This is a genomic window from Labrys sp. LIt4 (genome assembly GCF_017813775.1).
Lineage (GTDB): Bacteria > Pseudomonadota > Alphaproteobacteria > Rhizobiales > Labraceae > Labrys > Labrys okinawensis_A.
In genome coordinates this window covers 147,372-161,486 of sequence record NZ_JAGIPY010000013.1, presented here as the reverse complement: position 1 = coordinate 161,486, position 14,115 = coordinate 147,372, and the positions used below count along the sequence as shown (strand labels likewise).

Below are 14,115 nucleotides of genomic sequence, written 5' to 3'. Positions count from 1 at the left end.
TGGCCGATGGCCGGATCGTGTTAAAGTGCGCTCTGATGGACTTAGTTTGAAAGTTCGCACATCACATTGAAAATATGGAAAAAAATGGATTAACGAGACACTCTCTTCGCCATGGCTAGCCATCGGTTTGCGGGCACTCGGCTCCCTTCCGTTTCAGCCTTGGAAAAGCCTTTTCCGGCCCCGTCCCCGCCTGTCGAAAGAGGCCTGCTCAACCACCGATGATCAAATCGTTCTGCAACTTGAGCTGCCCCTTGAACAGCATCACCGTCAGCACGTCGTCGAGCCGCTCCTTGAGCACGGAGCTGGTGGCCGCAAAACCGAACAGGCGGGCGGCCGCCACGATCAAGGCGTCGCGGGGCGCCCCGTAATTGGCGGCAATCACGGCCAGGAAGGCGGCTTCTATCTCTTCATTGGGCAGCATGTCGGGGCGCCGGAGGCCGGCGCTTTCCACCGCGGAGCGATCACGCAGGACCACCTGCGTTTCCGGCAGCTTGTAGAACGGGCCGCCGACGATCCTGCCGGTGACGCGGGCGACGTCGATGCCGTCCTGCACCGCTTCGCGCACCCGGTTGCCGGCCCGTGCCAAGCCGAAGGAGTCGCGGATGCGCGCCACGATCTCCTGTTCATGTACCGGCCCCTCGATTTCGACCACATCGAGGACATAAGCCGCCATGCGGGCCGTCGGCACCTCGTGCAGTTCCGCCGTGCCCGCCACGCGGAGGCGCGCCTCCACATAGGGACGTGCCAGCGAGGACAGTGCGGGCCCTTCCGCAGGCCCGGGCCCGGCCAGCGGCTCATCAAGCGGCGGCGGCCGCGGCTCTTCTTGCATCCCGTCTTCCGGCTCGGCCGGCTCGGCGAGTTCCTCGTCCCGTTTGCGCCAGACGGCCCTGGCGCGTTCGATGGCGGCCTCCACCTTGCCGAGTTCCTCACGGGGACGCAGATACCAGTCCGTCGACCAGATGCGATGGATCACCCAGCCCTGCCCTTCCAACACATGCTGACGCAGCCTGTCGCGGTCGCGGGCCGAACGCGAGGCATGATACTGCGCACCATCGCATTCGATGCCGAGCAGGAAGCGTTGAGGGCGGTCGGGGTCCACCACAGCAAGGTCGACGAAGAAGCCGGCACTGCCGATCTGGTGTGCGATCTCATGCCCGCGCGCCCGCAGCTGGCCGGCGACCTGCTCTTCGAACAGGGAATCGGGCGCCTTGCCGGTTTGAACGGGCGCGCCAAGCCGGCCGGTCTCGGCATAGTCGAGAAATAATTTGAGCGCCGCAACGCCGCGCGCATTGGCGCGGGAAAGATCGATGTCCTCCCCCCGGATGGAGGAGAACACCTCACAGCGATATTTGGCGCGCGAGATCAGCACGTTGAGCCGCCTCTCGCCACCGTCCAGATTGAGCGGGCCGAAGCTCATGGCCAGATAGCCCTCGGCGCTGCGGCCGTAGCCCACCGAAATGAAGATGACGTCGCGCTCGTCGCCCTGGATGTTCTCCAGGTTCTTGACGAAAAAGGGCTCGTTTCCTTCGCGGTTGAAGAACACCTCGGTGGCGGGGCTTTCCCGCCGCAGCAATTCGAGTTCCTTGAGGATGGCCTGGCGCTGCGCCACCGAGAAGGTGGCCACCCCGAGCGAAAGCGAGGCGCGATGGCGGGCATGCGCCATGATCGCCTGCGCCACGGCCCGGGCTTCCTCGGCATTGGTACGGCTGTTGCCGCGATCGTAGACGGCCTTGGGGAGATAGCGGAAGATCAGGCCCATCGCCTCGCCACCGTCCGCCGTGCCATTGGGAAGGCGGCCGCCGGCATGCGGGCTCGGCACCACCAGCAATCGATTGTCGTAAAACTCACGATTGGACACGGTGATTAGCGATTGGTGACGGGAGCGATAGTGCCAGTTGAGCTGGCGATAGGGCATGCCCTTGGCGAGGCAGAGATCGAGGACGCTTTCGGCATCGCTCGCCTTGAAGGTCTCCTCGTCGGTTTCCTCCTCCGGCACCTCCCCGGTCAGCTTGGCGAAGAAGCGCGTCGGCGGCAATTGGCGCTCGTCGCCCACCACGACGAATTGAGACGCGCGCGCCACCGCACCGAGAGCATCGACCGGTTCGATCTGTGACGCCTCGTCGATGACGAGCAGGTCGAAGCTGAGCGCTCCGGGCTTGAGAAACTGGCTGATGGAGAGCGGGCTCATCATCATCACCGGCTTCAATTGCTGGATGGCCGGACCGGCCCTGTCGAGCAATTGCCGGATCGGCAGATGGTTGCGCTTCTTGGCAAACTCGCCATTGAGCACGCCGAGCGGTCCGATGCCGCCGGCCGCGGCCGGACGTTCGCGCAGATGTTTGAGCGCCACGCTCTCGCGCGCCAGGGCGATGCGCCCCTTGTCCAGGGCGCGGAATTGCTCGACCGCACGGTTCTGCAATTCACCATCGAAACGCTTGAGATCGGGGTGCCGGGCAAAGAGATCCTCGCGCAAGGCCTCGTAATAGGCCCGCTCGAAGGTCGCCACCAGGCTGGCGCCCGGGATGCGGCCATCGAGCAAGCCGCCGACGAGTGCACCGAGCCCCGCCTCTCCAGCCACACGGCAGCGATGGGTGAACGCTATCCAACGGGTGATGCTTTCGAGATTGGCCAGCCAGAGGCGCAGTTGCCGCGCAAGAACCGCTACCTCGAGGTCGGCGCAATCGGCGATGCTATGACCTCCCTCCAGGTCGTAATCGAGGAAATCACTGAGCGCCTTCAGATCCTCGAACAGGCGCGGAACACTTTGTACGATCACCGCGCCCATGGCGCCGAACTCGCGGCCGCCCGGCCGGGCAGCCAGCCGATCCAGAAAATCAGGAGCGAGCACGGGATGGCGATGATCGCGCCACCAGTCGGTGATCGCCTGCAGGCGCGCCCAGTCGGATTTCTCGCCGTCCCAGAGCGCGCCGAAGGCACGTGCACCCAGATCTTTCTGGCTCTCGAAACGGCGGCGAATCTCCTGCGCGGAAATCATGCCGTCGAGAAGCTGCAGCCGCTTCACGAGATCGCCGGGCATCTCGGTGGCAAGCAGGGCCTTGAACTGGGCCTTGGCGCTGCGGTAGCGCCCGGAGAAGAAGCGCAGGAAGGATGCGCCATGCGCAGCGAAAGCCTCGCGGACAGGCCGCAGATCCGCCATCCAGGCCTCGGCGCGATAGACCTGCGCCATGGTGTCGACGACCTTGCGATAGGCCTTGCCGAGAGCGACAAGCTCGCCGAGAGCGCCGGCATCCTCGCGCCACGCCGGCTGGGCCAGCAGACGCCGATCGGCATGGGCGGGCAGCGACACCGCCGCACAGGTGGTGCGCCAGACCGCATCGAGATCGCGGATCGTCACCACTTCCAGGGCAAAATCGCTGATGACACCGGCTGCCGCCTCCTCCACCGCCTCCAGATCCGCCTCGACGCTGCGCATCAGGCCGGCGAGCCGTTCGAGTTCGGCGGGATCGATGGCATCGCGCCTGACCCCGCGCCAGATGCTGGCGGCGGGATCGCCGACCGTGGCGAGGCGTTCGGCGAGTTCAGCCATCAGCTCCTTGTTGGCGCGCGCCTGCTCGGCGTCCCATCGGCTGGCGCCATCGACGGCAAAGCCGGGCAGGCCCCCAGCCTCGCGCAAGGCGACGAGCTGGCCGAGCAACCGGTAAGGCGTGAGGCCGCTCGGCCTCATCGGCTCATGCAACAGGGCGGCGTGGCGGTTGAGCCCGTCCTGGACGTCGGCCAGGCGTTGGGTGACGCCCGCATCCTGCACCGGCACCTTCTGGGTTAGTTCACGCGTTCGGCGCAGTTCCTCCAGGAGCAGGCGCTTATTGGCCTTGGTCGAGTGCAGTTCGAGCGCCATCGGCCCGAGCCCGATCTGGCGCAACCGCCGATGCACCACGTCGAGGGCCGCCATCTTCTCGGCTGCGAACAGCACCTTTCTGCCCTGCAGGGCGGCGCCGGCAATGATGTTGGCAATGGTCTGGCTCTTGCCGGTGCCCGGCGGGCCCTTGATCACCAGGTGGCGACCGCGCAAGACCTCTTCGATGGCGATCGCCTGTGATGAATCGGCGTCCAGCACATGGTTGAGCGCCGGCGGCGGAATGACCGGATCGATCGGCTGGCCATCGGGAACGATCGGCTCATGGGCCTCGAAACCTTCTCCCAGCAAAGCCGCCACCGGCCCATGTTCATGGATGGCGCTGCCTTGGGGCCAGTTGTCGGGATCGAGATCGCGATACATCAGGAATTTGGCGAAGGAGAAGAAGCCGAGCACCATCGCATCCGGCAACACCTCCCAGCGCGCCTTGCCCGAGACGGTCCTGCCGATCCCGGCGACATAGGCGGGAATGTCGACCTCGTCCTCGTCGGGCAAATCGTCGATCACCATGCCGAAATCGCCGCGCAGCTTGGCCTGGATCGACAGATTGGGAGAGGCCGGTTCACCCCGTGTGCGCAGGCTGAAGCGCTCGGCGGCGCTGGAGCGATCGAGACGCACCGGCAGCAGCACCAGCGGAGCGTGGCGGGCAATGTCGGATTTGTCGTCCTCGTACCAGCGCAGCAGGCCGAAGGCGAGATAGAGGATGTTGACGCCCTGCTCTTCCTCGATGGTACGGGCATCGTACCAGATGTCGAACAGGCGCTTCTGCAGGGCCTCGGCGGCCAGGCGGGTCTGCAGCCTGTTGGGGGCCGGCGCTTCGCGGCTCGGTGCGGCTTCCAGCGGTGCCGGTGCCGAAGGGGCCGCGCCTTCGATGGCCAGCTCTTCCTGTACGGTCTCCTGCGGCTCCTGTCCGGGCAGGAAGGTCAGTGCCTTGCCAGCCGCCAGCAGATCATAGGTTTCGGCCGCCTTGGCCTCGATGATCTCGATGGTGCGCACACCCTTGGTGCGCATCGGCAGGTTGATCAGCCGATTGCGCAGGCCGAGATCGAGCAAAGCCTGCCGCTGTTCCAGCAGACGCTTGCGCACCGGATTGTCAGGCATCGATTCGAACCCCTCCGCGGAAACTCTATACTGGCGGGGGTCGCGTTTTCCAGCGTGACACCGCTGGCCGGCGCAAAATACCTCACCATATGGAAAACGGCGCAGCACCGGGGTGCCGCGCCGATTCCGAGCCTGTGTGCCGGAGGATCAGGACGGAATATTGTCGAGATCGCGATCCTTGGTTTCCGGCACGAAGAGCATGCCGATCACGAAGGTCACCGCCGCAACCACGATCGGATACCACAGGCCGTAATAGAGATCGCCGCTGGCCGCCACCATGGCGAAGATCACGAAGGGCACCAGGCCGCCGAACCAGCCATTGCCGATGTGATAGGGCAAGGACATGCCGGTATAGCGGATACGGGTGGGATAGAGCTCCACCAGGGCAGCCGCCATCGGACCATAGACCAATGTGACGAGGACGATCAGCACGATCAGCATCACCACCAGCATGGGCTTGTTGATCGCGGACGGATCGGCCGGCGCCATCGCATAGGTGGTGGCGGTCTTGTCGGTACCGTCAGGGTTCTTGACGACGGCGCCGCTGGCATCCTTCACGGGTGCCTGCTTTTCGGCCACCGGATATTCGTGATCTTTCAAGGCCTTGTAGAGCGCCGTGGTGAACTCCGCCTTCTTGGCCTTGGCGGTTGCGGCGTCGAGACCTGTCGCGACATAGGACGGGATCACGGTATTGCCGATCTTCACCGATGCCGGCGTTCCCGGCGCGGCGACTTCATTGGTGTAGGACACCGAACTCGAGGCCAGGAAATTCTTGGCCACATCGCAGGACGAGGTGAACTTGGCCGTCCCGATCGGATCGAACTGGACCGAGCAGTCGGCCGGATCGGCGATGACGGAAACCGCCGATTTGGAGAGCGCCGCTTCGAGGGCGGGATTGGCATAGTGGGTGATGGCCTTGAAGATCGGCTGGTAGAACACCGCCGCTAGGAGGAAGCCCAAGAGCATGATCCATTTGCGGCCGATCTTGTCGGAGAGCCATCCGAAGAACACGTAGAGCGGCAGGCTGATCGCCAGGGCGACGCCCAGCAGAAGCGAAGCGGTGGTGAGATCCACGCGCAGGGTCTTGGTCAAATAGAGCAAGGCGTAGAACTGCCCGGAATACCAGACGACGGCCTCGCCGGCGACCATGCCGAACAGAGCGATCAGGCCGATCTTGAGATTGGACCACTTCAGGAAGGCCTCGCTCAAGGGCGCCTTGGAGGTCGCCCCCTCCTCCTTCATCTTCACGAAGGACGGGCTTTCGGCGAGCTGCATGCGGATCCAGACCGAGATCAGCAGGAGGATGATCGAGATCCAGAAGGGAATGCGCCAGCCCCAGTCACTGAAGGCGGCATCGCTCATATATTGCCGGATCAAGAGAATGATGATCAGCGAGAGCAAGAGACCACCGGTCGCCGTCGCCTGGATCCAGCCGGTATAAAGGCCGCGCTTGCCGGTCGGCGCATGCTCGGCGACATAGGTCGCGGCGCCGCCATATTCGCCGCCGAGAGCCAGGCCCTGCACGATGCGCAGCCCGATCAGGATGGTGGGCGCGATGGCGCCGACGCCGAGATTTTGCTCACACCAGGCATAGCTGGGCAACAGGCCGACCAGGAAGGTCGAGGCGCCCATCAGCGTGATGGTGACCAGGAAGGTGTATTTGCGTCCGACCAGATCGCCCACGCGGCCGAAGACGAGAGCCCCGAAAGGCCGGACGATGAAGCCCGCTGCCCAGGCCAGTAGGGTGGCGAGGAAACTTGCGGTCTCGCTGAGCGAAGAAAAGAAATGGGCGGCGATATAGGTCGCCAATGAACCATAAATAAAGAAATCATACCATTCGAAAGCCGTGCCCAGAGAAGAGGCGAAGATAACCTTCTTGTCTTCCCTGCTCATCGGAGCCGAAGGGCCCGCACTTACCGTACTGACTGACATCGATGCTCTCCCCCGCCGGCCGGGCACAGCCCAGCGCACCCCGTGCCGGATGTCGTGTTTCCTCATCGGCCGTTGACCGGTCCGTTGTCGGCTGTCATGCCGGTGGACGATGCCTGAGCTACAGGATTTCCCAGACGATCGTCGCTCTGTTCAATCAAATTTCAGCACGTGCCGGCGACTCTGTCCGGAAAAACCACGGGCTCGAATTCGAACGGTTTCATAGATACTTGGCAGCGTCAAATCGTGATTGGAGTTATACTTAGCGACGTTGAGGTGTTCAGCTTCATGGAGCAGGCATCCGGTTCGCCTTTCGCCAGGAGAGGCAGAGGCCCTGGTGACATCGCGTGTTACCGGCATGACTGTCGCAGGCGCTCGGAGTGCCGTATGATAGACTGCAACCCACGGTTGAGACTTTTTCCGATATCGTAAGGAAGCCCGTTATGCGGATGGCTTGGTTGACCTGCCTGCTCGTCGCAGCCGGCCTTTCGATCGGAACGCCGGCCGCGGCCCAGATCAAGCTCGGCGTTGCCGGCCCAATGACCGGGCCGAATGCCGTCTTCGGCGAGCAGATGCGAAAGGGCGCCGAGGCGGCCGTGGCGGCCATCAATGCCAGAGGCGGCATTGCAGGCCAGCAGGTCGAGATCGTCATCGCCGATGACGTTTCAGACCCGAAGCAAGGCGTGGCGGCCGCCAACAAGCTTGCATCCCAGGGCGTCAAGCTGGTGGTGGGTCATTTCAATTCGGGCGTCACCATTCCGGCCTCCGAGATCTACGCCGAGCGCGGCATGATCATGATCTCTCCTTCCGCCACCAACCCCAAGGTGACCGAGCGCGGCCTATGGAACGTCTTCCGCATCACCGGCCGTGACGACCGTCAGGGCGGGGTCTGGGCCGACTATGCCGCCAAGAACTTCAAAGGCAAGCGAGTAGCCATCCTCAACGACAAGACCATCTATGGCCAAGCGCTGGCAAATAGTGCCCGCGATGCCTTCGCGCGGGCGGGGTTCAAGCCGGTGCTGGAGGCTGGCGTCGACGTCGGCGAGAAGGACTATTCCGCCATCGTCGATCGGCTGGGCAAGGCGCGGGCCGACCTTCTGCTCTGGGGTGGCCTCTATACCGAGGCGGCGCTCATTCTCAGGCAGCTGCGCGAACGGGGCCTCAAGACCGTGCTGTTTTCCGGCGACGGCCTGATCGGCAGCGAGTTTCCCGCCATCGGCGGCGATGCCGTGATCGGCACGCTGATGACCTTTCCCCCGCCGCCCAGCCGGAACCCCGCGGCCGCCGACGTCCTCCGTACCGCGCCGGGCCTCGTGGAAGGCTACACCCTCTACGCCTATGCCGCGGTACAGGTTTTCCAGCAGGCTGCAGCCCAGGCCGGGACGCCCGAACCACGGCGCATGGCGGCGGTGATGCACGCCGGCGACCTCTTCCACACGGTGCTCGGCGACATCGCCTTCGACGCCAAGGGTGACCGTACCACGCCCGATCTGATCGTCTATCGCTGGCAGAAGGGCAGCGACGGCACCATCACCTACGAGCCGGTCGAACCGCAGACCCCGATCGCGGCGGCCGGCACCCCGCCGGACAATGCCGCTGACGAGATCGAAACGGCCCAGGATACGCCAAAGCCCGCGCCCGCCGTCGAGACGGCTCCCCTTGCCGAGACCGTCCCCGTCGCCAAGGCAGCCCCCGTCGTCGACACGCCCGCACAGGCGCCTCGCCGCGTCGCACTGGTCATCGGCAATTCGGCCTATCGTTCGGTGTCCCGGCTCCCGAATACCCTGCGCGATGCCGATCTCATCGGGCAGGCTTTGCGCCAGACGGGTGTGGACGACGTCACGGTTGCGCATGATCTCGATCGCGCCGGCATGATCGCCGCTCTCAAAGCCTTTGCGCGCAAGGCCGACCAGTCGGACTGGGCCGTCATCTATTATGCCGGGCACGGCATCGAGGTGGACAACAGGAACTACCTGATCCCGCTGGACGCCGTGCTCGAATCCGATCGCGACGTTCCCGACGAGACCATTGCGCTCGATCGGGTGATGAGCACGCTCGACGGCGCACGCAAGCTCAAGCTCGTGGTGCTCGATGCCTGCCGCAACAATCCCTTCGTCGCGCAGATGAAGCTGAGCGTCGCGAGCCGTTCGATCGATCGCGGCCTTTCGCGTGTGGAGCCGGCCGGCGCCACCCTGGTCGTCTATTCGGCCAAGGAAGGCACCACGGCCGCCGATGGAGATCAGGCCAACAGCCCCTTCGCCCTCTCCCTCGCCAGGCGCCTGGTCGAGCCGGGCGTCGAGATCAACAAGATCTTCCGCTTCGTGCGCCAGGACGTGCTCGACGTCACCGGCAACCGGCAGGAACCCTATGTCTACGGCTCGCTGCCGCCCACGGATTTCTTTTTCGTCTCACCGCAATGACGAGGCTCGTTCGCCGGCTTAGCCGGGGTCGCCATTCCGGCGCAACCTATCATGGATGCGTTGGTCCCGGCTGGCCGAGGCCCACCTCATCGAAATAGCGTTGCAGCACTGCCATCTCGGAGGAAGCAAGGATGGCGCCGACATAGCCATCGGGCCGCACGAGCACCCAATCGCCCGGCGTGAGAGCATAGATCTCGCCGACATGGCCAGCATGGTCGAGAATGTCACCGCGTTCGCCGATGGAGTGGATATGCAGCCCACGGCGGGGCGGCAATGGCGCCTGATTTGCCTCGTAAGCCAACAGAGTCCAGTGCGCACCTTTGAACAGGTCGAACAGGCGCATGGGCTGGCCGGCCGCCCCGCGGACCGGCGCGTCCGGCGCACGGTCTCCCGCACGCACGCCACCTTGTCGCGTCGGCCGCTCGATCGCCAGCGAGGACTTGGGATAACCGAGATCCAGCTGCTGCGTCTCGCGTCCGCGCCGTATCTCACCGCGTTTGAGATCATCCAATAATTTGGTGGAAAGCCCCAGCATGGACGCCGCGACGGGTCGGCGCTCCTCTTCATAGGTGTCGAGCAGTTGGTCGCCGGCACCAGCCAGAACAGCCGCCAGCTTCCAGCCCAGATTATAGGCATCCTGCACGCTGGTATTGAGCCCTTGCCCGCCGGTCGGCGGATGCGTATGCCCCGCATCTCCAACCAGGAATGTGCGTCTGACGCGATATCGATCGGCGAGGCGGGCGTTCATGGCGTAGGCCGAAGCCCAGGAGACTGAAATTACCTGGATGTCGTCCCGGCCGGTGCGCTGCGCAACCATGGCATTCAGCCCCTCTGCGGAAAGGTCGACGTCGCCTTCCAGCGGAACCGGCGCCTGTATCTGGAACAGATCGGTTCCCGCGAGCGGACAAAGCGAGATCTGCCGCTGCATGTCCTTTTCGGCAAAACGATGCCAGACATCGCGGCTCAGACCGGTCAGGGAAACGTCGGCGACGATGGCGCGAACGCCGAGCGTCCTGCCCGGGAAGCCCACCTCGAGCGCCTGGCGCACGAAACTGCGGCCGCCATCGGCGCCGACAAGCCAGCGCACGCGAACATTCTCTTCGCCCTCTTTGCCGGCGATCCGCAGGGATACACCGGCCTCGTCCTGGTCGAAGCCAACCAGTTCAGAGCCAAACTCGGGGCAGTGTCCCAATTCTGCAAGACGATCGCGCAGAATGCTCTCGGTCAAGAACTGCGGCAGCATCAACGGGATGCGATAAGGTTCGGCCGGTAATGAAGCCTGCTGCTCCATGATCCCGGAATCGCTATAACTGCCATCATCATGATGGCTGCGCTGCGGCGGATAGGGGCCGCCCGCCGCAACGAGGCGGTCGAGAACGCCGAGATCCTCGAAGATCTCCAGCGTTCTTGGCTGGATCCCCTTGCCGCGTGAGCCGTGAAACGGCTTGTCCATTTTCTCGATCAGCCGGAAGGACACTCCGCGCCGCGCGAGATCGATAGCCAGCGTCAGCCCGGCCGCCCCCGCCCCGCAAATGAGAACATCGACTGCGAATTGCTCTGTCATGGTCGCCTCCATATGTGTAATATGCACATAATAGGAGAGCGAAGATGCCGTCAACAGATAATGTGCAAAATACACATATGAGTGCCTTGCTGCGCGAGCTTCACGGCGCTCTGATCGATATCGCCAGCGTGATGAACCGCCCCCAGCGCGACGAGGCGATGGTGCGCGCAGCCGGCATCTCCCTCGATCGTGCTCTTTTTCCACTGCTGGTCATGGTGGAACGCCTCGGCCCCATCGGCGTGGTGGAACTGGCCGACCGCGTGGGGCGGGATTACACGACGGTCAGCCGGCAGGTGGCAAAACTCGAAAGCCTCGGCCTGGTGGACCGTCAAGGCAGCCCCGCCGATCGTCGCGTGCGCGAGGCGACCATCACGGCCAAGGGGAAGGCCATGACCGATCTGGTCGATGCCGCCCGCGAGAAGATGGGCCGTGCGATCTTTGCCGGATGGGAGCAGGATGATGTTCGCGAACTGGTGCGGCTCATGCGCAAGTTTGCGGATGACATCAATGCGACCTCTCCGGAATGACCGATAGCACCTGCCGCGTAACCCCCGAATTGGCTTGACCATGCATGCCCGGCCGGTGCTGGAATCGCCGGCCTCACATCCACGGCGTCGAGGCTGGCTCACGGCCCCGGCATCATATGTTCGCTGATCGAGGAGCCCATCATATGCGGCACATCGCCCTGCTGCGCGCCATCAATGTCGGGGGAAACTCGACGATCAAAATGGCCGAGTTGCGTGCGCTCGGCGAAAGGCTCGGCTTTACCGGGGTTACAACCCTGTTGCAGAGCGGAAATCTGACGTTCGAAGCCGCCGGAACCGAACCACAAGCCCTCGAGCAGCGCTGGGAACAGGCGGTCGTCGAGACCTTCGGCGTTCCGGCTGCCTTCATGATCCGCACCCTGCCGGAATGGCGGGCCCTGATCGCAGCCAATCCCTTCCGGGACGAGGCGGAGGCGGACCCTGCCCATGTGCTGGCTCTTCCAAGCAAGGGCGAGGTTACCGGCTCCGCCGTCGTTTCCCTGCGCGCGGCGATCCAGGGGCGCGAGCGCATCGCCGCCGGCGGCCGCTGCCTCTATGCCCATTACCCGGACGGCATCGGCCGCTCCAAGCTCACCACCAAGCTGATCGAGCGTCATCTCGGCACGCTGGTGACCGGCCGCAACTGGAATACGGTCTTGAAACTGGCCGCCTGACGGTGCCGCGCCGGGTAGCCGGAATCATCATTGATTCCTGCCGCCGCCTGGTTGGAGCGTCCTACCAGCCGAGTTCGCGCAGATAGGCCGCGCGGGCGCCGACGCCCGTATGCGTGAAATCGGTGAAGACGCCGTCCACGCCCAGGCGGAAGAACTTCAGATATTCCAGGCTCGGATCGCCATGATAGTCGGCGGCCAGATATTTCTTCTCGTTGCGGAACGTGAAGACATGCACGAACAGCCCCGCCTTGTGCGCATCGGCGACAAGGCTGCTCGGATCCTGGGTCGAGGCTTCCGGCGTCGAGCCCTTATAGGGCGTGCCGTCGGTGTTGCTTTCCTTCCAGGGCGAGATCTTGAGCGAGACGATCTGCGGCTTCCAGGGCCCGATGCCATCCGCGTAGGTCTTGATCTCCGCCAGGCCCTCCGGGCTCAGCATGGCGTCGAACCAGCGCGCATCGCCGGCGACCGTCCAGTCGAAGGGGCGTGAATTGGTGATGTCGTCATAGAGCACCTTACCGGTCTTCAGGTCGACACCATCCGCATCGATGAGTTGGACCTGCCGGGTCTCCAGACCGTGTTGACGCATATATTTCAGGCTGCTCGGCTCGAAGCTCTGCACCAGGATGGGAGCATCCTTGGCGTTCAGGCCATTGTCCTTGATGATCTTGATCAGGGCATCCTCGAGCGGACGGCTGCCCGGCGCGCCGCAGCCATTGGCAATGGCCTGCGCATTGTTCCAGGTCGGATTCTTGGTCTCGGGATAGACGGCGATGGGGCGGCCGGTCTCCTTGCTCTTGGCCCTGGCAATATCGATGATCTCTTGGAAGCTGAGGACCGGGAACTTGCCGTTGAACACTTTCGGCCGCTCATTGGCCGCGTCATAGGTGGTGCCGGCGATCCAATTCTTCAGCTCGGCCATGGTGAAATCGGTGATCGACCAGTCATTGGTATGGTCTTCGCCGTCGACGACCAGGGATTTCAGCACCGATTTGGCATTGGCCGGATCGGTCAGGTCGGTGAGATATTCGGCAGGCCCGCTGGTCGGCGTCCGGGCCCACTTCACCGTGACCATGACGCCCGGCACCGTGCGCTTGCGGGCGGCGACCTCGGCATTGGTCCTGGCCACTTCGGCGATGTTGGTATTGTCGCTCAGCCAGGGATTGTGACGTGCCACCAGTACGCAATCCTTGGTCAGGTGCAGATCCTCTTCGAGTGCATCCGTTCCGAGGGCAGCGGCCAGGTCATAGGAGGCCTCGGTCTCTTCCGGCACCAACCCGGGCACACCGCGATGGCCGATCACCAGCGGCGGCTTGCCGTCGAGGGTGAGGAAAGGCCTGGCGCCAGCCGGCGCAGCATCCGCCTGTGCAAGAGCCGCCGACGGGACGGCAAGCCCCAAGGCGGCAGCGCCAATCAACGCTACAGCAACCCGTACATTCCATCGCGCGCAACCATATCTCATGACCGGATCTCCAACCTTTTGCTCGCATCAACCGTGAAGGCCCCCCGGGTTTCTTGTCGTAATTTTCTGACAACGGGATGACCCGCGAAACGGACCGGCGAGCAGGGACAGGGACCCACTCTTGGAGCATGCGTCATTGAGCCGGGGGCAAGAACTCAGCCGAATCTGCGGCGGCGGGATCAAAAAAGTATCAACACAACTCGTGAAACGTGGTGGCACGTAGTTTCCTCAATGGGTTAGCTTGCCGTTACTGGAGAGCCGCTGGCTCGACAGCAAGAGCGGCAGGCTCAAGCCGGCCGCATTTGGGGGAGACGGTCATGCCCAGGCATCCGATAGCGGTCCTGGAGAGGCGCTGCGAGCATCATCGCCGATCCATGTCATCCCGGTCCGAAACGGCGTCGCGCTCGGCGGGTAACGCGCCGGGGCTCCCCGCCACCCCGCTTGTTGCTTTCGGCCATGACCCCGCTGCAAGCCGGGCCTGACACGCCGATCAAAAAATAGCAGCGCCTTGGCACTCCGCGGCTCGCCAATGCGTTGTACCGCCAAACTCCACCCCGGAACGCGGCGGAA

Annotated in this window: 7 protein-coding genes; 3 read left to right on the top strand and 4 right to left on the bottom strand. The window is 64.0% G+C overall.

Features of this window, described 5'->3' with window-relative positions; genetic code table 11:
* Window positions 1-208: 208 nt before the first annotated feature.
* Both J8I29_RS22335 and J8I29_RS22330 read right to left on the bottom strand, forming a co-directional pair.
* Complete coding sequence (locus J8I29_RS22335) at window positions 209-4,975, bottom strand: DUF3320 domain-containing protein (protein ID WP_245197247.1); 4,767 nt, start codon at window positions 4,973-4,975, stop codon at window positions 209-211.
* Window positions 4,976-5,122: 147 nt separating this feature from the next.
* Window positions 5,123-6,907 carry an MFS transporter gene (locus J8I29_RS22330; protein WP_105862148.1) on the bottom strand — a complete coding sequence of 595 codons (1,785 nt, stop codon included), beginning with the start codon at window positions 6,905-6,907 and terminating at the stop codon, window positions 5,123-5,125.
* 446 nt (window positions 6,908-7,353) lie between these two features.
* Here J8I29_RS22330 and J8I29_RS30470 point away from each other — a divergent pair, with 446 nt between their 5' ends.
* Window positions 7,354-9,324: an ABC transporter substrate-binding protein gene (locus J8I29_RS30470; RefSeq protein WP_348536123.1), complete on the top strand. Its 1,971-nt coding sequence runs from the start codon at window positions 7,354-7,356 to the stop codon at window positions 9,322-9,324.
* 49 nt (window positions 9,325-9,373) lie between these two features.
* On the opposite strand, the gene J8I29_RS22320 is transcribed toward J8I29_RS30470, so the two are convergent.
* Entirely contained in the window at window positions 9,374-10,888 is a 1,515-nt protein-coding gene (locus J8I29_RS22320) for an FAD-dependent oxidoreductase (protein WP_209433337.1), read from the bottom strand.
* A 44-nt stretch (window positions 10,889-10,932) separates the two neighbouring features.
* Between J8I29_RS22320 and J8I29_RS22315 the strand changes: the two genes are divergently transcribed.
* Complete coding sequence (locus J8I29_RS22315) at window positions 10,933-11,415, top strand: MarR family winged helix-turn-helix transcriptional regulator (RefSeq protein WP_105862149.1); 483 nt, start codon at window positions 10,933-10,935, stop codon at window positions 11,413-11,415.
* 143 nt (window positions 11,416-11,558) lie between these two features.
* Window positions 11,559-12,086, top strand: a complete 528-nt coding sequence (locus tag J8I29_RS22310) for a DUF1697 domain-containing protein (RefSeq protein WP_181161127.1) — start codon at window positions 11,559-11,561, stop codon at window positions 12,084-12,086.
* Between the two features lie 61 nt (window positions 12,087-12,147).
* Here J8I29_RS22310 and J8I29_RS22305 read toward each other — a convergent pair whose 3' ends face one another.
* A complete protein-coding gene (locus J8I29_RS22305) occupies window positions 12,148-13,545 on the bottom strand; it encodes a glycerophosphodiester phosphodiesterase family protein (RefSeq protein WP_209433336.1) in 1,398 nt (465 codons plus the stop codon).
* Between the last annotated feature and the right edge of the window lie 570 nt (window positions 13,546-14,115).

Bases quoted from the DNA above. Each gene is read 5' to 3' on its own strand.
- J8I29_RS22335 (WP_245197247.1), bottom strand. From the start codon at position 4,975: ATGCCTGACAATCCGGTGCGCAAGCGTCTGCTGGAACAGCGGCAGGCT.
- J8I29_RS22330 (WP_105862148.1), bottom strand. From the start codon at position 6,907: ATGTCAGTCAGTACGGTAAGTGCGGGCCCTTCGGCTCCGATGAGCAGG.
- J8I29_RS30470 (WP_348536123.1), top strand. From the start codon at position 7,354: ATGGCTTGGTTGACCTGCCTGCTCGTCGCAGCCGGCCTTTCGATCGGA.
- J8I29_RS22320 (WP_209433337.1), bottom strand. From the start codon at position 10,888: ATGACAGAGCAATTCGCAGTCGATGTTCTCATTTGCGGGGCGGGGGCG.
- J8I29_RS22315 (WP_105862149.1), top strand. From the start codon at position 10,933: ATGCCGTCAACAGATAATGTGCAAAATACACATATGAGTGCCTTGCTG.
- J8I29_RS22310 (WP_181161127.1), top strand. From the start codon at position 11,559: ATGCGGCACATCGCCCTGCTGCGCGCCATCAATGTCGGGGGAAACTCG.
- J8I29_RS22305 (WP_209433336.1), bottom strand. From the start codon at position 13,545: ATGAGATATGGTTGCGCGCGATGGAATGTACGGGTTGCTGTAGCGTTG.